Annotated in this window: 19 protein-coding genes and 3 pseudogenes; 18 read left to right on the top strand and 4 right to left on the bottom strand. The window is 39.9% G+C overall.

Going from position 1 to position 24,083, the window contains the following annotated elements; genetic code table 11:
- Positions 1 to 192: 192 nt before the first annotated feature.
- Positions 193 to 914, top strand: a pseudogene (locus CD004_RS20440) (MOSC domain-containing protein).
- Between the two features lie 123 nt (positions 915 to 1,037).
- Here CD004_RS20440 and CD004_RS20435 read toward each other — a convergent pair.
- Positions 1,038 to 1,397, bottom strand: coding sequence for a DUF805 domain-containing protein (locus CD004_RS20435; protein WP_102264441.1), 360 nt, complete (start codon positions 1,395 to 1,397; stop codon positions 1,038 to 1,040).
- A 750-nt stretch (positions 1,398 to 2,147) separates the two neighbouring features.
- On the opposite strand from CD004_RS20435, the gene CD004_RS20430 reads away from it, so the two are divergent.
- The 11 genes from CD004_RS20430 (at position 2,148) to CD004_RS20380 (ending at position 15,019) form a co-directional block, all read left to right on the top strand.
- Positions 2,148 to 3,812, top strand: coding sequence for a sigma-54-dependent Fis family transcriptional regulator (locus CD004_RS20430; RefSeq protein ID WP_102265189.1), 1,665 nt, complete (start codon positions 2,148 to 2,150; stop codon positions 3,810 to 3,812).
- Between the two features lie 176 nt (positions 3,813 to 3,988).
- A complete protein-coding gene (locus CD004_RS20425; protein WP_102264440.1) occupies positions 3,989 to 4,981 on the top strand; it encodes a 2-keto-3-deoxygluconate permease in 993 nt (330 codons plus the stop codon).
- 12 nt (positions 4,982 to 4,993) lie between these two features.
- The gene (locus tag CD004_RS20420; protein WP_102264439.1) at positions 4,994 to 6,292 is read left to right on the top strand and encodes a four-carbon acid sugar kinase family protein; all 1,299 of its coding nucleotides are present in this window, start codon (positions 4,994 to 4,996) and stop codon (positions 6,290 to 6,292) included.
- The gene (gene pdxA / locus CD004_RS20415; protein WP_102264438.1) at positions 6,279 to 7,283 is read left to right on the top strand and encodes a 4-hydroxythreonine-4-phosphate dehydrogenase PdxA; all 1,005 of its coding nucleotides are present in this window, start codon (positions 6,279 to 6,281) and stop codon (positions 7,281 to 7,283) included. Before CD004_RS20420 ends, pdxA begins: the two co-directional genes overlap by 14 nt.
- A gap of 338 nt (positions 7,284 to 7,621) precedes the next feature.
- Positions 7,622 to 8,551, top strand: a complete 930-nt coding sequence (locus CD004_RS20410; RefSeq protein ID WP_102264437.1) for a sugar phosphate isomerase/epimerase family protein — start codon at positions 7,622 to 7,624, stop codon at positions 8,549 to 8,551.
- A gap of 65 nt (positions 8,552 to 8,616) precedes the next feature.
- On the top strand, positions 8,617 to 9,702 hold the full coding sequence (locus CD004_RS20405; protein WP_102264436.1) for a sugar ABC transporter substrate-binding protein: 1,086 nt from the start codon (positions 8,617 to 8,619) through the stop codon (positions 9,700 to 9,702).
- An 84-nt stretch (positions 9,703 to 9,786) separates the two neighbouring features.
- Positions 9,787 to 11,292: a sugar ABC transporter ATP-binding protein gene (locus tag CD004_RS20400; RefSeq protein WP_102264435.1), complete on the top strand. Its 1,506-nt coding sequence runs from the start codon at positions 9,787 to 9,789 to the stop codon at positions 11,290 to 11,292.
- Entirely contained in the window at positions 11,289 to 12,260 is a 972-nt protein-coding gene (locus CD004_RS20395; protein WP_102264434.1) for an ABC transporter permease, read from the top strand. Before CD004_RS20400 ends, CD004_RS20395 begins: the two co-directional genes overlap by 4 nt.
- A 17-nt stretch (positions 12,261 to 12,277) precedes the next feature.
- Complete coding sequence (locus CD004_RS20390; RefSeq protein WP_102264433.1) at positions 12,278 to 13,195, top strand: ribokinase; 918 nt, start codon at positions 12,278 to 12,280, stop codon at positions 13,193 to 13,195.
- An 18-nt stretch (positions 13,196 to 13,213) separates the two neighbouring features.
- The gene (locus CD004_RS20385) at positions 13,214 to 13,957 is read left to right on the top strand and encodes a DeoR/GlpR family DNA-binding transcription regulator (protein WP_102264432.1); all 744 of its coding nucleotides are present in this window, start codon (positions 13,214 to 13,216) and stop codon (positions 13,955 to 13,957) included.
- Between the two features lie 282 nt (positions 13,958 to 14,239).
- The gene (locus CD004_RS20380; RefSeq protein WP_102264431.1) at positions 14,240 to 15,019 is read left to right on the top strand and encodes an REP-associated tyrosine transposase; all 780 of its coding nucleotides are present in this window, start codon (positions 14,240 to 14,242) and stop codon (positions 15,017 to 15,019) included.
- A gap of 166 nt (positions 15,020 to 15,185) precedes the next feature.
- On the opposite strand, the pseudogene CD004_RS23920 reads toward CD004_RS20380, so the two are convergent.
- Positions 15,186 to 15,348: pseudogene (locus CD004_RS23920) on the bottom strand (ATP-binding protein); the annotation flags it as partial.
- Positions 15,349 to 15,354: 6 nt separating this feature from the next.
- Between CD004_RS23920 and CD004_RS24685 the strand changes: the two are divergent.
- Both CD004_RS24685 and CD004_RS24680 read left to right on the top strand, forming a co-directional pair.
- On the top strand, positions 15,355 to 15,489 hold the full coding sequence (locus tag CD004_RS24685) for an ATP-binding protein (RefSeq protein WP_102264430.1): 135 nt from the start codon (positions 15,355 to 15,357) through the stop codon (positions 15,487 to 15,489).
- A gap of 97 nt (positions 15,490 to 15,586) precedes the next feature.
- A pseudogene (locus tag CD004_RS24680) lies at positions 15,587 to 15,769 on the top strand (YifB family Mg chelatase-like AAA ATPase); the annotation flags it as partial.
- A 373-nt stretch (positions 15,770 to 16,142) separates the two neighbouring features.
- On the opposite strand, the gene CD004_RS20370 reads toward CD004_RS24680, so the two are convergent.
- The gene (locus CD004_RS20370) at positions 16,143 to 16,982 is read right to left on the bottom strand and encodes a cell wall-binding repeat-containing protein (protein WP_267892373.1); all 840 of its coding nucleotides are present in this window, start codon (positions 16,980 to 16,982) and stop codon (positions 16,143 to 16,145) included.
- Positions 16,983 to 17,131: 149 nt separating this feature from the next.
- Here CD004_RS20370 and CD004_RS20365 point away from each other — a divergent pair, with 149 nt between their 5' ends.
- From CD004_RS20365 to CD004_RS20350, 4 genes are all read left to right on the top strand, one after another.
- Entirely contained in the window at positions 17,132 to 18,310 is a 1,179-nt protein-coding gene (locus CD004_RS20365; protein WP_102264428.1) for a hypothetical protein, read from the top strand.
- A 469-nt stretch (positions 18,311 to 18,779) separates the two neighbouring features.
- Positions 18,780 to 21,062 carry a toll/interleukin-1 receptor domain-containing protein gene (locus tag CD004_RS20360; RefSeq protein ID WP_102264427.1) on the top strand — a complete coding sequence of 761 codons (2,283 nt, stop codon included), beginning with the start codon at positions 18,780 to 18,782 and terminating at the stop codon, positions 21,060 to 21,062.
- A gap of 4 nt (positions 21,063 to 21,066) precedes the next feature.
- On the top strand, positions 21,067 to 22,632 hold the full coding sequence (locus tag CD004_RS20355) for a hypothetical protein (RefSeq protein WP_102264426.1): 1,566 nt from the start codon (positions 21,067 to 21,069) through the stop codon (positions 22,630 to 22,632).
- On the top strand, positions 22,632 to 23,423 hold the full coding sequence (locus CD004_RS20350) for an SH3 domain-containing protein (RefSeq protein WP_102264425.1): 792 nt from the start codon (positions 22,632 to 22,634) through the stop codon (positions 23,421 to 23,423). Before CD004_RS20355 ends, CD004_RS20350 begins: the two co-directional genes overlap by 1 nt.
- A 364-nt stretch (positions 23,424 to 23,787) precedes the next feature.
- Here CD004_RS20350 and CD004_RS20345 read toward each other — a convergent pair whose 3' ends face one another.
- Positions 23,788 to 24,072: a RyR domain-containing protein gene (locus CD004_RS20345; protein ID WP_218973329.1), complete on the bottom strand. Its 285-nt coding sequence runs from the start codon at positions 24,070 to 24,072 to the stop codon at positions 23,788 to 23,790.
- Positions 24,073 to 24,083: the final 11 nt, after the last annotated feature.

Genomic DNA, 24,083 nt, shown 5'->3' with positions numbered 1-24,083 from the left:
TAGTAAATGTCCGGAAGTTGATGGATATTAGATCTCTGTCATCTTTAATGGCGTTTTTACACAAGCGATTTATGAGATATAGGGACGGTCCTGTGTCGCAAGAACCGTTCCTATGCCCCTACTAAATTTATTAGGTTTGTGATTTTAAAAGCTGAAAGGATAAAATTGGGTTGAAAATTGGAGGGCAATGAAGTGCTAGTCGGTCATATCAGAGAAGTTGTTCGGCATCCTGTTAAATCCTTCTATGGAGAGAGCGTTGAGAGAATAAGGGTAATGGATTATGGATTGTACGGAGACCGCAGTCATGCCATCCATGATCAATCAAGGCCAGGAAAGTATTTAACGATTACACAGTTCCCGGAGATGGTTCGATACAAGGCAAGGTTTTCTGGACACGAGGGAATGGATGAGTACCCTGAAGTCGAAATAGTGACACCTGAGTGTAAGGTGCTTGACTGGGGGAATAAGGAATTCAAGAAAGAAATCGAAGAAAAATCGCAACGAAAAATAACTCTTGTTTCATATCTCCCTTCAAATGTACCTGTAGGGGCGATTGAAGAAGAGCATATTCAACTTGTTACTGACGCTTCACTAAAGGGGTTGGAACAAATTTGGGGTAAAGAAATTGATTACAGGCGTTTTCGTGCCAATTTGTTTATTTCATTAAAAAATCAAATTCATTTATAGAAGAAAAATGGTTTGGGAGACGAATGACAATCGGCAGTGAAGTGGTACTAGAAGTAAAAAGGCATTGTGAAAGATGTATGATCATTACCGTTGATCCGGAAAATGCAGAAAGAGATTCATCATTGGTTAAAACGGTCGCAAAAGAAAGAAACAATCATTTAGGAGTTTATGCTTCTGTTATAACAACTGGTGAAATCAATGTTGGAGATGAAGTTCATATTGAATAGGAATGGTCATCTTGTCCCATTAGGGAGCTTTTTGGCCAAGTGTCTCGCATAAAAAATGACTATCCTAAAAAGGTAGTCATCCGGGAGGTTTATTCGCTTGTGAGAGGCCTCAGAATGAAAGAATTAATGAACGAGAACTTTAGGGTTCGGGCCGTACTTGTTGTCGTTTGCTTCGCTATCCAAACAAGTGAGGACCAGTAAGATAATCCCCCCGACCAAAGGAATGAAATTAACTAAGTACACCCAGCCGCTGTGTCCTATATCGTGTAATCTGCGAACTGTGACAGAAAGGAATGGAATAAACATAAAGAAATAATAGATTAATATGACTACAAACAAAAGAAGTGATTCCATAGCTGATCCTAGAAGGTAGAGTGTACCCATAATAAGGAGGTTAAATAGATTGAACAACCAGTATTCTTTACGCCTTGCACGACCTTTAAAATTAGCGTAATTCTTTATAGCCTCTAAATACCACTGCATGTAAAAGACCCCACTTTGAATATAAGTTATATATTTCTTTAAAAGCGCCTTATAGTTCACAAACGTTATATCGGTTGCAAGAGCCTTATCAAGCTCGTCGACTCTATCAAATGATTTAAATAGTAATTGAAGGGAGTCTCATATGATTATTTAAATCAAATTGATAAGAATCAATTTGAAGATATTGTTATTTAAATGCACCTCCTATTCCATTTATCGGCAAAATAACACTCGCTTCAATATATGATTACAAAAATTGTTAATGGAGATGCATGGGGACGTACCCTTTGCTCCTTTTTACATTTCGAGGTTGGGAACGGTTCTCATGTCAGGAGAAGCAGTTTTAAAGAAAGTATTAGTCCCAAGAATGAGGTCCTTGGAGGTACTGGCTCGAATATGATTTGAAGGAGAGCACCAGGGATTCACGTCCCATTCAGAAAAACTTATTCAGAATAAAAAGTTGCGACACCAAGAACAATTAAAACCAGGAGAACTCCTAGAGACAAATAGAGTATTTTTTTTCTCATTAATATCTCACCTTTCTGTAAGTTCAAAATTCATTAAATGAGATGTTCTATAAACTAAACTGATTTTCCTTCAAATCCATATATATATAAATGGAATGGTAAATCAGTCTAGGTATCTTGAAGGCTATGGTCCCCACGTTCTTCTTCCTGCTTTTCCTGCTTTGTTCATTGCGCTTTTCTTCTAGTTATGCTATGTATGAATGGAAGGAAAGAACGGGTGATTATGATGATTAAGGTGTTGTTTATTGCGCCATATCCTGCGATGGCTGTATTGATAGATGAATGTAAAACAGATGCAGAAGACTTGGATGTTACTGTAAAGACAGGAAACCTTGGCTCTGCCATCCCGCTGGCTAAACGGGCGGAACAGGACGGTTTTGATGTTATCATCAGTCGCGGAGGAACTGCTAAATTGATTGAAGAAGTGACCAATCTGCCGGTCATTGATATCCATGTTTCTGGTTATGATATGCTGCGTGTACTTACTCTTGCGAATGAGTTTCCAGGCAAGAAGGCGATAGTTGGCTTTTCGAACATCACATTGGGAGCAGAGACAATCACTGATATATTGGAGTTTCCGATTGAAGTATTTACAGTTGAGAGAGCGGAAGAAGTCGGACCGATTATAAAGGACCTTAAGGATCAGGGGTACAGTGTCATTATGGGGGATGTCGTTACTGTCCATAATGCTGATCGGTACGGGATGGAAGGGATTCTGATTCAATCTGGTCGCGAGGCAATTTTTGATGCATTCCAGCGAACCAGGACCATTTATTCTTTTTACCAGAAGAAACAGACAGAGATCGAATTGATGAAGACGATGTTGGAAACAGCAGCATCAGACTTTGTCGTCATTGACTCTGACGGTGGTATTGTTTACGAACAGTGGAAAACTATTTCATCATCATTAATAGATTTAACTGAATTACCCGATGATGGGAGTCTGAATTCCCAGGGAGTTATCACGGTTGGCGATGACATGTACAAGGTGAAACCATCTGTGCTGACTAATGGGGGCAGGAAATACTATCTGTATTCTTTTTCAAAGCTAGAACAATCAATGGATGAATCATTGATAAGAGTGGAGCATGTATCTCAGCTTCCTTTAATCATTCAGGAAAGCGCGCAGATGAAGAGTTGCATTTCCTCGATAGGAGAAAATGTTAAAAAGTTTAAATGGGCGTTGATTGGTGAAAGTGGTACTGGCAAAGGTTTGATTGCAAGGTATATCCATTATGTGAAGCATGGAGGAAATGGACTTTTTGCAGTGGAGAGAGCCAGGGACTTTCTAGAGAATTCAGAAGCTGATGAGGACATCAAGACGATTTACCTTCAGGGCATAGATGCTTTGGATTCTTCTGAACAACAGAGACTGCAGCAGGTGGCTGATTATCATTGCAGCATAGGCATCAATATCATATTTTCTGTTCAATCGGCTAGCGAAGGAGTATTTGATCCAAATGTTGCCCGGATTTACTTGCCGCCTTTGCGGAAACGGAATGGTGACATAAGGGCGCTTGCAGCCTATTTAATCGCGGATTCAAATCAGCGCTTTGGCACATCACCAATTAAGATTAAAGAGGAAGCTCTCGACCTTTTGGAAAAATATCATTGGCCTGGTAATGTAGCGGAATTAAAAGCTGTCCTGCATGATGCCGCTGCTGCGGAAAAAGGTTATGTTTTAAGTACTGAAGTGATTGGTGCTATGCTGGAATTAAAAATTTCAGATGAATTATCAATTCCAGATGATTTTTTACAGGGAACGTTAGAAGAAATCGAGAAGAAAATTATCCTTAAAGTCATGGAGCAAGAGGATGGCAATCAGACAAGAGTCGCGAATAGGCTGAATATCAATCGCTCCACATTATGGAGAAAGCTGAAGAATTGATTCTTCAGTTTTTTTATTTTTGTTTAAAAATGCAACACTCTGATAGTGGAGGAATTTAACTGTGAACATTTTGTGAAAAAAGTGTTGCGAAAATAAAACGTTTTCATTAAAATGAAACATGTAAGCGATTACTAAATCGTTTAAATTTGAAACAATACAAAAGGGGATGCTAGAATATGAGAATAAAGGCGGGTTTAGAAAGAATTCCTGGTGGGATGATGGTTGTGCCGTTGCTTATTGCAGCAACACTGAACACTTTTGCACCAAACTTGCTTCGTATTGGTAACTTTACAGAGGCGCTGTTTGTAAATGGCGCAGGTACTTTAATTGCACTTTTCCTATTGGCGACTGGTGCACAAATAAATGTTAAATCTTTCGGTGTTTCGGTTGGTAAAGGTGCGACATTGCTTGGAATCAAGTGGATTGTCGGTGCCGCAGTTGGACTTATTGCATACTTATTTGCTGGTGACAACGGCTTGTGGCTAGGACTTGCACCTATCGCGATTATTGCCGCAATGACAAACAGCAATGGCGGATTGTTCGTTGCTCTTGTTGGTCAATACGGAAATAAAGAAGATCGTGCTTCTTACTCACTGCTTGCATTGAATGATGGTCCTTTCTTAACGATGGTTGCACTATCAATCTTCGGTGCAATGGGCTTTGTTGACGGAATGTTCTCCATCCAGTCATTCATTGCTGTATTGCTGCCAATCCTTGTTGGTATGGTGTTAGGTAATCTAGATGAAGAAATGCGTGAATTCCTCGATAATGGAAGTGCAATGCTGATTCCATTCTTCGCTTTCGCGCTCGGTATGGGAATCGATTTCGGAGCAATTGTTGCAGGCGGATTAACAGGAATTCTATTAGGTGTTATGACAGTTCTTTTCACAGGTACTGCAGGTTACTTTGTATTCAAGGCTTTCAAGTGGAATCCGATTGTCGGCGCTGCAGAAGGCTCAACAGCGGGTAATGCGGTTGCAACTCCTGCAGCGATTGCTGCGGCAAACGCAAGCTTCTCTCAATATGCTGAGCTGGCGACTGTCCAGGTAGCTGCATCGACTGTTACAACAGCAATTCTACTGCCGTTGTTCATTGCTTTCCTTGTTAAACGACTTGAGAAAAAGGGGTACGCGTTCAAACAAGGAAATGTCATAAAAGTGGATAGTTAAGGGTGTGATCACATGGGTGAAAAAATCGGAATCATCGCAGACGACTTAACAGGTGCCAATGACTCAGGTGTTCAATTGGCGAAGAAGGGATTTTCTTCAACCGTAGTGTTCAATCTAGAAGGGATTAAAGAAGCAGGCTCTACCCCTGATGTCCTGGTTGTCGATACCGACAGCCGGGCAGTTCCCGGGGAGAAAGCACATGAAGCAGTTGTTAAAGCTGCTTCTCTTCTTTTTCAGAATGGGTATTCACATGTTTACAAGAAAATCGATTCTACTTTACGTGGGAATGTAGCGGTTGAAATCGCTGCGGCCGCCAGTGTTTATAAGCCAGAGACAGTAGTGATTGTTCCAGCTTTTCCGAAGGTGAACAGGACTACAGTCAAAGGTCTTCATTATGTAAATGGCACACTGATTACGGAAACGGAATTTGGGCGCGATCCGAAGACTCCGGTTACAGAAGGGTTTATCCCTGATTTGCTGAAGAGATTTGTGGATGAAGAAGTTGCTTTGATTGATCTTGATCTGATTCGAGGATCCGAGGATCAGTTAGCATCATTCGTTGAGAAAACAATAGACGGCGGGCAATCCTGGTTCGTTTGTGACAGCGAGACAGAAGAGGACCTAAAGACAATCGCAGCATTTTTTGCGAAGCTGGGCAAAAAAATCGTTTGGGCAGGCTCTGGCGGTTTAATTGAGTATCTTCCCGCTGAATTGGAGATTTTTCCACAGTCAGGCCAAGATATGAAGAAAACTTCCATCGACCGGACTCTTACCGTATCCGGGAGTCTTTCTCAAGTGACGAAAAAGCAGCTTGAAAGCCTAAAAGGAATAAAAGAAGTCGAGTTTATAGAAATAAATCCAGTTCAATTGGTTGAAGATACACTTGAGGCAAGTAGCTTGGCAGTAAACAGGCAAGCCAATCATTATGTTCTTTATGTTGATTCTTCCGAGGCAAACAGAGTGGCTGCGCGTGAAGCTGGCGATAGATTGGACTATAACAGCAACCAGGTGAGTGAAGCAATTGCCTCCGGACTGGCTAAGGCTGCAAAAGCATTCCTGGAACTGGACGAAGGAATCGGCGGACTTGTTTTAACAGGTGGTGACACTGCGAAAGCAGTTTGTGGTGAATTAGGTGTGAATGAAATGGAACTCCACTCTGAGGTTGAATCCGGACTGCCGTTTGGCATGATCAGGAGCGGGGAAAAGAACTTCTGGGCGATTACAAAGGCCGGTGGCTTCGGGAACGAAGGCTCGCTTGTAAAAGCGGTGGAATACATGACAGGAAAGGTTGGGCAATATGAAACAAACTAAACCAGTGATCGGAATAACAATGGGTGACGCAGCAGGCGTTGGACCTGAGATTATTTTAAAGACACTCGCAAATGAAGAAATCTATAACATCAGCAATCCTTTTGTCATCGGTGACAGCAAGATTCTTGAACGGGCTAGAAGCTTTGTCGGCAGTGAGCTGGAGATTCAATCTGTTACTGCTGAAGGTTTAGGAGAGATTGAATATAAGCTTGGGACGATTCATTGCCTGGACTTGAATCTTCTGCCTGCTGACCTTCCAGTCGGAGAGGTTTCTCCCGATGCTGGGCACGCAGCTTTTGAATACTTACGTACAGCAATCGAGCTTGCCAATGAACAGAAGATTGATGCGATCTGTACTGCTCCTTTGAATAAAGAAGCATTGCAAAAAGGCGGACATAAATATCCTGGTCATACTGAAATTCTTGCGGATCTTACCGGAACGCAGGATTACTCGATGATGCTTTCTGCGCCGAATTTGCGCGTAATCCATGTTACGACACATGTAGGAATCATCGATGCAGTTAAAATGATTAATCCAGAGCGTGTCTATCATGTCATCAAGCTTGCACATGATACATTGCGCAAAGCAGGAATTGAAGCTCCGAAAATCGCGGTTTGCGGTATCAATCCGCACGCTGGTGAAAATGGATTATTCGGTTATGGTGAAGAAGATGAAAAGGTCGTGCCGGGTGTAGAAAAAGCTCAGGGAGAAGGAATCGCTGCGGTTGGACCACTTCCAGCTGACACACTATTCTTCCGTGCTGTTCGGGGAGACTTTGACATTGTCGTTGCTATGTACCATGACCAAGGCCACGGTCCGGTAAAAGTGCTAGGATTGGATGCTGGCGTCAACATTACGGTTGGATTACCAATCATCCGCACAAGTGTAGATCATGGAACAGCCTTCGATATTGCAGGAAAAGGTATCGCTGACGAGAAAAGTTTGATTGAAGCTATGAGACAGGCGATTGAACTTGCTCCTAAGAGGTAAAGGTACATTCTGAAGCAAAGTGAAGCAAAGGGACGTACCTTTTGCTTCTTTCGTATTGCGAAAATCTGTTTCTTGATGCTTTGCTGGAATTTTGACAGCTGTAGAAGCTAGCGCCGAAAAGGTAAAGTTACACTTTATTAAAGGTATTTCCTTCAGGGGAAATGCCTTTTTTAATAGGCTTTGATAAGTATAATCTTATGAAATTAATTTATGAACAAAAATGAAAATAAATGAAAAATAATAAAAAAAAGTGAAAAATAATGAAAAAAACTATTGTAAACGGTTTCCTGAGGTGTTAAATTTACATTACGAAGTCGAAATTACATAGGGGGTTCATAATGAAACTCGCAACTAGGATCAATTCAATCCTGCCCACAGTCAACGGAGACATAAGAGAAGCACTGAAAGAAATATCTGAAATTTCAGTCATTACACATGTGGATTTAAATTATCCAGAGCATTTTTCTCAGTGCTCAGTAAGTGAAATCTTAGAAACTCTTAAACAAGCAAACCTGGAAGTGAACGGGCTTGCATTAAGATTCAGAAAGCACTTTATTAACGGGGAATTAGGAAACAACAACCAGTCAATCGCAGAAGATGCTTATGTATTATGCAAGGAAGCGGCGGATGCCTGCCGAGAGTTGGGCGGAGAAGTTATAACGCTTTGGTTAGGGTTTGATGGGTTTGATTATCCATTCCAAAGTGATTACCAGAAGGCGTGGAAACAGGTAAAAGAATACGTTGCCGATCTGGCAGACTACGCTCCAGACCTGAAAATCAGCATCGAGTATAAACCTTATCAGGAACGATCTTACGCTTTAATAGACAGCATCGGGACCACGCTATTGATGGTCAATGAAGTCAATCGTGAAAATGCAGGTGTGACTGTGGATTATTGCCACATGTTGATGAAGCGGGAAAATCCAGCATACGGTTTAAGCTTGGCTGCTGATCGAGGCAAACTGTTCGGTGTCCACATCAATGATGGTTATGGTACACACGATGATGGACTTATGGTTGGAACTGTTTCATTCATGCAAACACTGGAATTCATCTACTACCTGAAGAAGTACAACTACCAGGGCGTCATCTATTTCGATACATTCCCGATAAGGGAGGAACCGATTGCTGAAATTCGCCAAAATGTAAAGGTGATTAAAAAGCTAAATGATTTGATTGACGACATCGGTCTTGAATTCATCCAAGAAACCATCTCCAAAAATGACGCTGTAGCCGTTAATGAACTATTTTACCAATGCTTGCGATAAAAAAGCATAGTGCATATGGGTAGTACCTATTAAATTATCTAAGCTGAAAAATGGGAGGAATTGAGATGAAGAAAAGTAATAAAAAATTGTTGGTAACAAGTGCTCTTGCGATGTCTTTGCTGATTACTGGATGCAGCAGCAGTAGCACCGGCGGCGGTGAAAGCAGCAGCGATAAATCATTCAACCCTGATAATGCAGACGGCAAGACATACGAAGAGGTAAGGGACAGCTTAGGTGCTGTTCCGATGGTTTCAGACGAAATCAGGCTTGGCGGGGTGGCTAAGGCTTTCGAAAATGAATACTGGAGAACTTTGAAAGAAGGAATGGAAACTGGTGCAGAAAAGTTCAGCAATAAAGGATATAACCTGACCGTAGATATGAAGTCACCACAAGGGGAGTCGGATGAAGAAGGCCAATTATCAATTGTAAAAGACATGATCAATAAAAAATATACTGCTTTGCTTCTATCCCCTATTTCAGACAGCAACCTTGTACCAGGTGTTGAGAGTGCATTAGAAGCGGATATTCCCGTCATCAATGTCAATGATGGAATCATCAAGGAAGCACCTAATTTCGTTGGACCGAAAGCTGACCAAAATGGAGAATTGCTAGCTGAGTGGATTTCCGAAAAGATTGACGGTAAAGGGAAAGTTGCCATTATCGTAGGTATGCCTAAGGCATTTGCAGCAAGACAGAGAACGCTGGGCTTTGAAAATTGGATGAAGGAAAATGCTCCTGATATCGAAATTGCAGAAAAGCAAAACGCTGACTGGGATCGCTCTAAGGCAAAAGATATTGCGGCAACATGGATTAAAAAGCACTCTGACCTGGATGCAATCTTTGCGAATAACGACACAATGGCATTAGGGGCACAGGAGGCTGTGAATGAGTCTGGCAGAGATATCCTGGTTGTTGGTGTAGATGGAATCGGAGAAGCATATGATTCGATCCGTAAAGGCGAGATGGACGCTACAATCGACTCCTTCCCTTTATATAAAGGACAGATTGCGGTCGAAATGGCGATTCGCCAATTGGGCGGACAGAAGCTGCCAAGAGTAATTTGGACGCCGCAAGCCTTGATTGACAGCACGAATGTTGAAACTTCAGCTGAAGAAATCATTAAATGGACAGATCCAGAAATAGCCAAGTAATGGATAAGCTACAACCTTAATTTGTTTAGAACTATAGTCGGATCAAATGATTCGGCTATAGTTTTTAAAAAGGGGGAATCAATCATGGGAAATCAAAAAGACAATATCATTAACTTTAAAAATATTTCAAAGGTTTTCCCCGGAGTTAAAGCTTTGGACAATGTTAGCTTTAGCATCGAAAAAGGAGAGGTCCATGCACTGTTAGGTGAGAATGGAGCGGGGAAATCAACACTGCTGAATATCCTTCATGGCGTCAACTCAGAGTATGAAGGGACTGTGGAAATACGCGGGACAGCTGTTTCTTATAACAATGCCAATGAGGCAATCAAGGATGGGATCTCAAAAGTCCATCAGGAAGTCAGTTTAATACCAGAATTGACTGTTGGCCAGAATATCACCCTTGGAAATGAGCCACGAAAAGGGATGTTCATCGATTATAAAACACTCCATAAGAAAGCGAATGCTATTCTGGAAAAAATGAATTGCAACTTTAGGAGTGAAGATCTTGCGGGAACACTGAGCACCGGGGAGATGCAGATGATCGCCATCGCAAAAGGTTTATACCATAACGCCCAGGTGATTTCATTCGATGAGCCATCTGCTTCACTGACAAATCAAGAAGTGGGTACACTGTTTTCTATTATCAGGGAATTAAAGAAGAACGGAATTACCATTTTATACGTAAGTCATCGTCTGGATGAAGTTTTTGAAATATGCGACCGGGCAACCGTTCTGAGGGATGGCAAGCATATTGATACTTTCAATATAAGTGATATTAACAGAGAAGAGTTAATAAAGAAGATGGTTGGCCGAGGCGTATCTGCTTACGCGGTCAGGAACAAAAAGCTTGAATTGACGGATGAAAAAGTTTTAGAAGTAGAGAATTTATCTGTGAATGGTGTCTTCGAAGATATAAGCTTTCACCTTAAAAAGAGTGAAATACTGGGATTTGCTGGCTTAGTCGGAGCCAAGAGGACGGACGTTGTAAAAACGATTTTTGGAGCAATGCGAAAATCGGGAGGAATGATCAAAATAAACGGCCAGCCAGTCGAAATTAACTCACCAGAACATGCAGTAAAGCTGGGAATAGGGCTCATACCGGAAAACCGTAAAACAGAAGGTTTTATAAAGTATTTTGACAATGCAAATAATGTTGGTCTTACCAAGATGGAGAAGTTCACTCAGTATGGCCTGTTAAATCATAAAAAGAAAACCGATAACTGCAACCAGTACGCCGAAGAAATCAATTTTCGGCCGAGAGATCCGCATTATATGACCGTAAACCTGAGTGGCGGCAATCAGCAGAAAGTTGTAATCGCTAAATGGCTGTCATCTGATGCAGAGATATTGATCCTCGATGAACCAACCAAAGGGGTCGATGTCGGTGCGAAGGCTGAGATCTACCGTGTTCTCGAGGAACTGCTTGAACTGGGTAAATCGATTATCGTCGTTTCCTCTGAATTGCCTGAGGTACTTGGATTAAGCGACAGAATCATTGTGATGCGCGAAGGCAGAAAAGTAAAAGAGTATATCAACGAAAACCTGACAGAAGAGGATATTCTTCAGTACGCTATGGGGGTAAAACAATGAAACTAAAATCAGCAGGTTTCAATCGAGAATTCAGCTTAATAGTTGCTATTTTTATAATGGTTATTGTGTTTTCAATCATCCAGCCGGTCTATTTAAGTACCGGAAACCTGTTAGACATAATGGACCAGAGCGTTATCAATGGCCTTCTCGCCCTTGGTATTACATATGCCATTATTACAGGGGGGATTGACCTTTCTGTAGGTTCTATTTTCGCGATTGTCATTGTAGTTGTCGGTGATTTGCTGGTAAGGGGTGTGGATCCTGTTATAGCAATCGTATGCGGCATTGTGCTGGGATTTTTACTAGGTTTGTTCAATGGTCTATTAATCTCCAAGTTAAAACTTCAGCCATTTATCGCTACTCTTGGTACAATGAGTGCGTATAGAGGAATCGCCTACATCATTACTGGAGGATGGCCGGTATTAGATATTCCTTCTAATTTCCGCAGCATATTCAACTCGAAATTATTTGGCTCGATTCCGATTTCAATTTTTGTCTTATTAGCCTTTGCTGTTGTAGGCCATGTCATTCTTAAATATACTAAACTTGGAACCTATATTTATGCGATCGGCGGTAATGAAGAAGCTACTATTTTATCAGGTGTGAATGTCAATAGAAGTAAAATGCTGGCTTATGCTATTTCTGGAACCGGAGCAGCCCTTGCTGGTATGGTTTTATTGGCTCGATTAGGATCGGGGGAGCCGGCTGCAGGCCAAACGTATGAGTTGAATGCAATTGCCGCAGCGGCGATTGGTGGAGCCAGTCTTGCGGGTGGAAGAGGAACGATGATCGGAACGCTGCTTGGCGCTATTTTATTATCTACCTTGAAGGTCGGTCTGGTTGTTGTTGGTGTCGATACTTTTTGGCAATATATTGCAACAGGTGCGATAATAGTGATAGCTGCTTATTTCGAAGTCATCCAGGATAAAGTCAAAAAAATCAATTTCAGCAAAAAGAAAATAGCATGAGGAGCTGGTAACTGATTATGAAAAATGACACAGTTGCCGTAGTAGGAAGTATCAACTACGACATTATTTTCAAACAGAAGCGGCTTCCGGAAATAGGAGAAACATACTCAGCCGACAGTGTTTCTTTTTGCGGAGGGGGAAAGGGAGCCAATCAGGCAGTCCAGTGCGCTAAACTAGGCTTGGAGACTTATATGGTTGGCAAAGTGGGCAATGATGCGTTTGGCAAGGAAATGCTGCGTAATCTGTCAAGCTATGGAGTGAATCTCGACCATGTTGCAGCGGTGGATTCCAACACAGGACTGGGCGTAGTCAATGCGCTTGAAAATGGAAGCGTTATCGCCACTATCTCCAAAGGGGCGAATTATCATCTTACTCGAGAGGACATCGATCGATCTGAGGAAGTCCTGAGGAGAAGCAAGATTGTCGTCTTGCAATTGGAAGTACCGAAAGATGTTGTAGAATATACAATAAAGCTTGCCAAGAAGCATGACAGTTATGTAATCTTGAATGCGGCCCCGGCAAGTGAACTCGAGGTAGAATGTTTGAAAATGGTTGATTGCCTGGTCGTCAATGAAACAGAGGCTGGCTTTTATGCCGGTACCAAGGTTGCTTCTGTGGAGGATGCGGAAGCGGTCTGTGAAAAATTGGCGCTATATGCAAATGATTTATTAGTCATTACTCTCGGGGAAAAAGGCAGTATCTTATATTCAGGAAATACACTATACAGAGTTCCATCTGAAAAGGTGGATGCCGTTGAGACTACAGGGGCTGGTGATTCTTATGTTGGTGCGCTGGCCTATTCTCTGATACATAAAAAGTCTCCTGAAGAAATAGGTGCATTTTCCTCGCTGGTAAGCTCAAGGACCGTTATGAAAATCGGAGCTCAAAATGCGATGCCTACTTTGAGTGAAGTACTTGAAAATATAAATAATTAGTTATAGAGGGTTTGAATTATGATTCCATATGTTAGACGCGAAAAAATCATGGATGAGCTCGAAAACAAGAAAATCATGTATATAGAAGATTTTTTAAAAATCTTTGTTGGTGTGTCTGAATCCACGATCCGCAGGGACCTTAAAACCCTGGAGGATGAAAATTATATCGTCCTGCTTAGGGGCGGAGCGGTCAAGCTGAAGCTCGATGCTTATGAGATCCCGGTGGGAACAAAGAAACTCCTTTTCAAAGAGGACAAAGAAAAAATCGCTAAATATGCTGCTTCACTCGTAGAGGATGAGGAAGTCATCTATATTGACTCGGGTACCACTTGTTCTGCCATGGTTAAGTATATTAAGGCCAAAGGAGTACGGGTTGTTACCTCGAATATTCAGGTTTTGAATGAAATAAACGGAAACGGAATCGAAAGCTGTATCATCGTTGGCGGCGAAGTGAACAAGAGTCTCGACTCAATATCAGGTCCAATGACAGATGCATCTTTAAGAAACATGAATTTCGACAGATCCTTTTTAGGAACCAGCGGTTTCGGCCTGGAAGTAGGTATCAACACACCTGACTTCCGTGAAGCCAGCAAGAAAACCATTGTGAATTCTAATTCGAATAGATGCTACGTTCTGGCTGATAGCTCAAAATTCAATAAAAGTACATTATGTAAGGCATTTGAATTGAAAGAGTGCACTCTCATAACCAATAAACAAATCCCGTCGTTCGATGGAACGGTGGAGTATTATGTAGCTGAGTGATGTGAAGCAAGGATGAAGCAAAGGAAGCAAAGGGACGTACCTTTTGCTTCTTTCGTGTTGCGAAAAAATCTTGTTTTTGGATGCTTTGCTGGAATTTTGACAGGAAGGTGAAATCTTCTCAATCTCTCGTATATATAATGAAAGATTTTTCTGAATGTTATATGATGAAGGTGTAACCGCAATTGTTTCTTCTAATTTCCTCTTATTTTAGTAACTTACCTCTCTAATCAATTTTATGTTTCATATCATTTTTCAAACAAAATTATATCGAGTGGTGATCGGATGGTTCGTAAAGTTAGGATGAAAAGTGCTAGTGGTATTTATCATGTCATGTTTCGGGGAGTGAACCGTCAGGATATTTTTCATGATGATGAGGACCGCAGGCGGTTTCTTGAGGTTTTAAAGAAATATAAGAAAAAGATGGAGTTGAAGGTGTATGCTTGGTGTTTAATGTCCAACCATATCCATGTTTTATTAAAAGAGGGGGAGGAGAGCATCAGCTCTACGATGAAGCGGATCGGTGTGAGCTATGCGGTATATTATAACTGGAAATATCGGACCTCGGGCCATGTTTTCCAGAACAGGTTCAATAGTGAAACTGTTGAAAATGATGCGTACTTCCTCACTGTTGTCAGATACATCCACCAGAATCCTGTAAAAGGAGGGATGGTGGCAGAGGTGGATGAATGGCGATGGAGCAGTTGTGCCGCTCATTATGGGGAGTATTGTTTCCCGGGAGAGTTGCTTGAGCGCAGTAAGGTTTTCCGAATGTTTTCGGATGACTTCTCCATTTCGCGGGAGAGGTTCAGGGAATTCAATGAGAGGACGAACCGGGATGAGTGTCTTGAGGAACGACCGTACAGACACAGGAGGCTGCCGGATGAGGAGGCCAGGTTTGAGATTAAGAGAATCCTCGGTATGAGGGAAATTGCTCAGGTGAAGAGCCTTCCTAAATTTGAGCGTGACATGGTCCTGAGGGAAATCAAGGGCAATGATGGTTTGACCCAGCGCCAGGCTGCAAGGATCTTAGGAATCCCGCCCAGTTTGGTATTTAAAGTTTAGTTCACTATGTAAGATATAACTTCTGTTTAATTCCTCATTTTATTAACTTCTCAATTTATCAAAATCCCTAAATTATGAAAAATATAAAATGTTATGGAGGAAAATCTATTGTTCGCGAAAGTGACAAGTATCGGGTTGAAGGGCCTTGAGGGTTATCGTGTCATGTTGCAGGATAGGTTACAGTTGAATGGATCCGGCTGATGCTTACTTTTTCGTTTTCCAATGGCTACCTAAGCAAATCTAAAGTCTTCTTCGAAAATCCATCAAGAAATAGTACGCCGTGATGGGCAAGGGAGACTTCCCCCTGGTTTAGGATTCGTTCCGCCACCGCAGCCATGAACCCCTGCCCTTGCGGATACCTCGTTTCAGACAGCCATTATTGTACATGTTCGGAAAAACAGACCAAAGCATACAAGAATCGAGTATCAGGTCTAATCTTGGACAGAATTGATATTCTACTTTTCTTATAAGCTGTCAACCTTAAACCACAAGATTTTAGTACTATCGAATCGTCAGAGACTATCAGAAAGAGAGTAACGAAAGCCCGGGAACGTCAATAAACGATATGGAAAAGGGATATACAATGGCAGCGTCCCGTTCGAGCAACTAATTTCCAGACCCTTCCTGACAAGTTACCGGCAGGGGCATTCGCAAAATCTATCCACAAAGCATGACCTCAGCAACAGAGTACAAATAAAAATAATCCGCCTCGCTTGGACAATCGCCAATCTGAAGGTGACAAACATATAACAGACGAAGCCATGGAGGAGCGGGGAAGCTGAGAGTGAGCAAATGGATGAATAATTGAAGCATAAGAGGGAGAAGCAAAAGGTACGTCCCTATGCTTCTGCTATGCTTCTATGCGATCATGATAAAAGCAGCATAGAAAGTTGCCATTTTATCACCTCATTCTTGATAAAATATTAATATATAACTTTAACAAACAATTTTTCATTAAAGATTCTATAACTGGCTCCTCTTGTTAATTACGAGTATTGTGAGCGTTGAAGCCTGTGGCTTAGACAGAATTTGATCGAAGAGGTAAGAATGTGTCTTTATGGTTCAGAAATAATAAGTAAAAAAGTGCATCAATGTAAGATGCACTTTTTGACGTGAAACGACACTATTTAAAAGTCCCAATTCGATAATCCCATCCTGCAGCCAACCAGCCATAATCTCCGTAGTTCCACAATGGCCAAGTAGGTCTGGTGCCGGGATAATTAAACTCTACTTCATATCGGACGCTATACCATGTGTCAGGTTCCCAACCAGCAATTCTAGAACCATTGGCGCTAGTATACTTTAAACTTAATATTTGGCTTACGACATATCCTCCGCGTGTTGGATGGATGAAAATATCCTCAATATTATAGTTGAATGAAGGGGTAATGATTAATTGATGTTCTTTAACCTTTTGGTGCATTACGCCATAAAGCTTATCAGTAGTTAAAGAGGAATTATCGTACCAATATTTTGTCGCCCTGAAAGCCAGGAAGTTGCTTCTGTTATCTTTGTTCCTGTAATCCCAGCTAAATGTTCCCTGGATATACTTATCGAACTCTCTGTTTAATTGCAAAATATAATATTTGTTCTCATAAAGTGCCATTGAGTCCTCATGAGCTTTTAAACGTTGTTCCGGGGTTATGTCACTAGCTGTGCGCATTTGGAATAGATCATAGATATTCAAAGTCTTTGCAGATTCCTGCTGTGGTTCTTGATTAATAACAGATGAAATTTCGTCCCTGACTCTATCCTTAACGGCACTGGTCCCGCCAAGAATCGTCACATCTTCCGCTCCGCTTGCGTCAACATATCCCAGTACATCTTTTGAGGCACTAGTAGGGTTGACCAGGATGATAGGTTGCCCAAGTTTTCCCGCAAGCGGTCCTCCTGACAGTGCATCAGGAAAGTTAAACCCTGTAGATATGATTACTCCTTTGGTTGCAGGATAAAACTTCTTTATAACTATAGCATACCCTTAGCAGTAACTTAGGACGAATTATTGAATATTTCAAAAGCAATAATATGTTCTTTGTTTTTCTTGGACTTTTACTTTTGATGATTAGAGATTAATATAGACTTATATATACATAGCGATGAGGTTAGTCAAAAATGAAAAACTTTTTAGATACGATTAAAGAGTCCGGGGTTTCGGAGCTTTTCTGGATAGTTGTCGGAATCATCCTTGGTAAATTAGTAGAAATAATAATCGAGTTTGTCAGAACAAAGGTGAGAAATTTTAAACTTAAGAAAAATATTGAAACAGAAGATAGGTTATCAATAGAGTCACTCGATATAGTATCACTCGATCATGCGGATCCGGTATATGAAATGCATGATATATCGGTTGAGACAGTTACTAAAAGGTTATTTATTGATTCTCCAGCTGAATTGAAGGAGTCAATAAATAGTCTTGATAAAGACATGACTTTTTCATCGGATATTTCTTTCGATAGGGAGAGTTCCTTCACTGATCTTGTACATATTACAGGTATTCATGATTTGCAAGAGAGAATTGAAAAACACCGGAAATTAACAGCACAATTTTTTATCAGTAAGCTGGAAAAAGGGCATACCATTTTCAATGGGCGGAAATATGGAGTATACAGGATTCACAGAAAGAGGAATGCTGATCCAGAGGAAAATGCTTGTCTAAGACTCGAACTATTTGAAACCGATTATTTTACTCATCAAGTCTTCCGGTCCATTTACCAGGAGTTAAAACAAGAGAACCATCCAATAGGAAAGTTAACAAAATTAGAGAATCTACATGCGTATTATCCTTTCACCACTTCATTTGGGATGAACACATTTATCATCCTGGAAACTGGTAATTTAGATGAAATCATCTTCGCCAAGCGCTCCAGATTCCTGAACACCGGCAGCCTGGAAAGTAAATGGCATGTAACGATGAATGAAGGTCTGACCGAAACCGATAGGGAAGGAAAGGATATAAGCCTAATTAAATGTATGCATCGAGGTCTGAGGGAAGAACTGGGTATTAGAGAAGAGCATCACAAACATATTATTGACGAACGCTTCATGGATTTGTTTATAGAAATGGGCAAGTTTGAAATAGGCTTAACTTCTTATGTCAAAATGGATATAAATAAAGATAAATTATTCAACCTATATAGTGCAGCCAAAGACGGAGAATTGGAGACGGATGGACTCGTGACAGTACCAATCTCAGAAAAGAAGCTAAAGGGATTTCTAAAGGATGAGAAATTAACAGAAGCTGCAAAATATACTCTTAAGATGTTGTTGGCCAGGAGGAAGTATTTAGGGTGATTAAATAGATAGAGGTTAACACCATTTTGGTTTCATAACGCTCACCCATATATTAAAAAGGAGAGGGACATTTCGTCTCTCTCCTTTTTGGGTTTTTATATTGTAGCATATCTACTAAATAATTGAACTTTATTCGTCTGCTAATCGTAGGCATGGGGACGGTTATATCAACCCTCTTTGTTCTGGAATTTATTAAAAGATGTTTGATCTTGTATCCAAAAATAAATCTTTGTAAGAATGTAAATCGGCAATGATTATATGAAAATGTGAATTTTTTCTTAGAAATGAGAAAAAAAGAAAGGTATTTGTTATTTTTTGTAGAAAAAAAGGTAAAATAGTCTTTAGGATTGCTAGGTCTTTGGAATTATATACAAATATCTAAACATGGTTATTTTTACTGTATCTTATTAATTCCACAGGAAAATACATTGTTAATTAGAAGGGTAACAAGCAAAAAAGGAGGTTTGTTATGGGAAACAATCGGAAGGCTGTATTTTTAAGTCATTCCTCGCAAAACTATGAGCAAGTGAAACAGATAGCTGACTTCTTAGAGCAGGATTATAATATACAATGCTGGTATGCACCGAGAAATATTCAAAAAGGAGATCAATACTATGTAAGAATTATTGAAGACCTTGCGAATAAGGTTTCAATGGTAGTGGTGTTTATAACAGAGGAAGTGGGCAATTCTAAATTTGTACCAAAAGAAATAGATCGAGCCTTTTTCTATAATAAGCCAGTCGTACCAATCATCTTGAATGGCGCACAAATCCCCAAAAATTTAGAACTTCTTTTATGTGATCATCAATGGATTGACTACGAAAAAGAAGGCATAAGTAAGCTAGTAGAGGCTGTAGAGGAAATGTATCAAGGTGCTGAAAGAGACGACTTCGATGCTTCTTCTCAACTTATCATCAACGAACCCGTAATTATAGCCAATCAAAAGGAAGTTCACTTATTTAAGATTCATCCTTTTAATTTACATAAGACAGCACAGGTCTTTGTTCCTTTTCCCAAAATGAACGAAGCCATTAAAACGTTGGAAACCGAACAAACGCTAGTTCTCTATCATCCTCAAAATACAGGGAAATATACGGCAGCAATAGCTTGTTTACAAAAGCTTGGAATGAAAGAAATTTACGAGTGGTCAAGTGATATTTCAATGGTAGAGATATATCAACATCCTCTCAAAAGTCAAACTGGACTTATCTTGGAAGTAGAGGAGGGCTCTTTCTTTGAGAACTTCCCAACCCATGGATTTGAACAGTTTATAGCGAAACTAAAAGATAAAAATTGTTACATGATTTTTATATCCAAAACTGAGCCGACTCTCTCATGCTTTGCTACTTCCAAAGTTAAGGTTGATCCCCCGGAGGATGTAAAGCAACTGGTCCTAAACTATTTAAACTATCAAGTAGATGATGAGACTATTTATAACAAAATTGTTGACTGGTTACATACTGATGAGGCTGATGGGGTACTGCCATCTGTATGCTATCCACAGGATATCAAGGTCATTTTACATAAAATAAAGCTTTACATTCAAGGAGACTTGGATGTTACACAGTTTTCAAGATCACTAAATGAAAATGTGCAGCAGCGCGTGAAAAGCTGGTTTCAGGAACACCGAAAAACAAGAGATATTGCCTTTTATTTAACATTAGGAATGTTTGAAGGACAGTCTTTCCTATTTTTACAAGAGAAAGCACAGGAACTATCTTCAATGCTCTACAGGGAATTACCAGGTGAAGAGGAAGAAGACCTTATCATTCGCATTCCTCAGGAGCAATTTTTACAAAACTTTGAAGCAATTACCAAGCAAGAATGGCATCATGATGACCTTGGGTCTGACTTAAAAGAAGTGGTCTACTTCTCATTTCCTGAGGATGCAAAATTTATTTGGGAATATGTATGGAAGCAAATGCATTATCTTAAAAAACCGCTCGTTCAATGGATAATGTCTTTAATAAAGGAAGGTATCCTTACAAGTAAAAAGAAAAATCCCATTCTATTACATCTCCTAAACATAAATTTCTCAGAGCTTAGAAAGGAAGTCTTACAACCTCTTGCGAAGTCTGAACATGTTAAAGATAGGTTGTTTGTTGTTCATTTGCTAGAAGAATTATATAAGGAAGAACAAATGCAACAAAAAGTCTTTCAATTAACGAAAACTTGGGCCGCTCAATCCAATAACGAAAAACTCCAATGGACTGGGATTACTTTGCTTGGTGGGGAAATTGGCCTAAAGCACTTTCCTAAAAGTTTAGAGCTATTGGAGCCAGTCATACGAACTGGAAGGCGATCATTGTTTTTCCCTTTACAGACCACGATTCAAAACATTAGCCAGATTATATACTGGGGGGGGAAATACGAGCATTTATATTTTCAATTTTGGAATAAGTTGTTTATACACACAGATGAGAAACGACTTGAATATGTCCTTAGGTTTGCACAAGGAATCTACTTGACGGTTCCAAAGCTATTTTTCCACACAGCCTCAAGGTACGAGAACTTTTGGTTTCAATATTTTAACGCTCTTTACCGAAAGCCGACTCAAAACCTTTTAATCGAAAAATTAGCAAAAACTGCAATGGGGAAGCCTGACAAAGAAGAGGTTATTTCAAATCTACTTCATTTGTTAATGAAAAAGGGATTTCCGGACAGTAAAAGCAGAATTCAGTTATATATTGAAGATGGGATGCAAAAAATCGATAGCCCAATTTTCCTAAATGAATTTTTAGCAAAGGAGTAGAGATATGAATATTAAAAAAGAATCAATTAAATATAGCTTTTTTTCGAAAGAGCCATTTTCAAGTCAAAGCAGTATATTCGTATATAGAAATGAGCGTGGTCAATACCGTGTTGTAGAAGGTGGGGAGCAGTTGACGAATACGGAATTAAAAGCTCAAAAATATAATACCCGTTATACACTTGAGTTTGGTTCTGTTACGGGGCAAATAACGCAAGAATTTCCTTCTCCTGTTACAGAGATTAAATATGATGTGAAACTTGACTATCAATGTGAGGTTATAGATCCCGTTTTGTTGATTAAGAGTGGTATTGGGGAAGATGTAAAAGGGTTTTTACAGGAACACATTTATAACCAGGTACTGCAACTTTCTACAGAATGCTCTCTCGAATCATTACCATCGGTGAAAGAAGCATTTCCTCATAATCTAGACTTCTCTTTGATTAAAGAGAAAGGTTTGGAGGTTCAAGTGAAAGGGGAACTAGACCTTACTGGCACGTTAAGGAATATTGCTGATCAACAGGTCACAATTGATATACTGGGAGAGTTTCCTTCCTCTGATGTGAAGGAAAACTTTGAAGTGACTGCTTCTATCGATTGTAAAGTAGAGGATTTAACTACTTATTTAAAAAGTGGAATTACCTCATTAAAAGAGTTTGTGACAAAAGAACTCACGTTGCAATTTAGAAGGTTAACAGAAAAATATTTTATTTATCAACTAGAGGAAGCACAAGAGGGTTTTCCGAATAAGATCAATACTGCGAACATTAGAGCAAAGGGTATCGGAGTATACATAACAGGAGAGGTAGATTTAAGCAGCGCTGTGAAGCGGAAATTAAGTCAGCAAGTGAACACTAAATTTGAAAGAGAGTATCCATCCGCTGATACGGGAAGAAATTTTGAAATTATTACTACTATCTACGCTAATATTCAAGACCGTAAAAAGTATTTAAAAAGTAATATCCCTTCACTAGAACAATTTGTGAAAGATGAGGTTGATATCCAGCTTAGAAGAATTGCCCAGCAATATTCTACTAAGCCGGAGGGGCTTGAAGAAATTCGTAATGATATGAACAAAAAGTTAGACTTGTTTGAGTTTGAAATAAAGGGATTAGAAGTCAATATCAAAGCAAGTGTTGATTTGAGTGAAGAGTTGAAAAAGAGCATTAGGACACACACAGATAATGTAGAAACACTTGACCGTCAAAAAGAGTTGAAAAATAAAGAATTGGAAGAGCTGCTTCATTTGTTCAATGGGACTCCTGTCGATTATTTATTCGCACTTTATGATGATCCGAAAGAACTGAAAAAATATATTTTAAATGAACATAAGAATTCTATGGCATCTAAACAGGCTTTAAAAGATAAGTATACAAATGGGGATATTGATGATATTCAATTCAGAAGAGGTATGTCCATTTTAGGCGATCACGTTTTAATAGGGAACGAAACAAGCAATCGTATGAGGTTAGAAGAAGGGAAAGCAGCTGAAAGTAATAATAATGGGAATAGCTTTGCGCAGAGTGCCACCATTTTAGCAGACAACAATATCGAGGACGAGGATTTTAATTAATGGAACATATTGCTGCTATTTGGATGATGCTTCCCATTTGGGGTAGAGGTGCTGTCCTTCTCCTCGTGCTACTTTTAATTTTAAGACCACTTATGTTAAAAAGTGTTCCCAAGCTGCTAAAGGGTTTAATCATTATACTTGAAAAAATGGTCTATTTCGTTTTTTATACTTTCATTAGCTTACTCGGCTTCTATGTATCGGCACTAGTTAAAAAAGGACGTAAGAACTTTCAAGGCATTAATAAGGTTGAAACAAACATGCAAAACATCATTACCAATCTTAAATCAATGCCTAGTAAAGTTACATTTACAACAGGAAAGGGATCAAAGTCATTTAGATATTATAAAATGATTTCGCTTGCGGTTGCTGGCCTTATAGCCTTTACAATCTTTTACTGGCCACAAACAACACTTTCCCAAAAGTGGGATAGTATCGACCTTTGGATGATTGAAGAAAAGATGAAACAGCCGCGTATACATTATAAAGTTGCCCTAGAGAACATGAAAACTAAATTATCGGAAGAAGAAAAAGAATCTATTACAGCTTCTGCAGAAGCACAAGCAGATCCTATACGAATGAAATTGATAAAAGAAAAAACGGGAGGGGCTGTCAGAAAAGACCCAGTCAAATCCCTCTCAACGAAAAACGTTATTACACAAATTGGACCTGGAGAGGAAGTCATTTTCCTGAAAGAACAACAAAAGCTAGGAAACATTACTTGGTATAAAATAAAGACGGCAAATGGTAAAATCGGTTGGATATCTAGTAACATATTAGAAGAAGTAAAATAATAGTAAGAGATGGGGCTCTTATGCCTGCCGCATATTAAACTGGCGCCGTGACTTCTAACGAGGAGTTTCGGGAAATGTTCGTATATTTTCCTAAGGAAGGATTGAGGCACGATTAGCACTGGATGCTTTTCGTGTCTTTTTTTTTGCATCTTCCTTTAAGACCTGATATCTGAGTTTCAAATTATTCAGATATGGCCTCTCCAGAATAAAGAGAGGCCAGTATCGATAAGGAAGATCTATTGCATTTTAAATAGATCTTACTATGTTTGCTAAGGTCCCGGGTACTAAAGTATTTATCCTGATAGACATAAACGTTGGTCGGTTTACCTTAGTATCTACTTCACTGCTAAAAGTTTTTTGCACTTCAACTCTTCTCGATTGAATACCCCAGCAAAATTATCGTTTTTAAGGTTTCCATGGCGGTATTACGGTCATAGTCTTTATCTTCTTCAGATAACTGGTTGTATGGAACGAGATTAGGATGTTCTTTTTTCTGGTCATTCCGCTCAGGACCGTACTTCCAGCCTTGCTGAATCCGCTGCTGGGCCCAAATTTCGTGGATATTCTCGGCGAGCTGTTCCTGCAGGGATTCTATTTCTTCCGGCAACACAATGCTGGCTGTTTTCAATGGGTTTGGTTTGTAGGTCAATGTTGTTCTCC

This window comes from Mesobacillus jeotgali, from assembly GCF_002874535.1.
Classification (GTDB): Bacteria; Bacillota; Bacilli; order Bacillales; family Cytobacillaceae; genus Mesobacillus; species Mesobacillus jeotgali.
The sequence above is the reverse complement of the archived record's forward strand: the minus strand, read 5'-3'. Positions and strand labels throughout refer to the sequence as shown.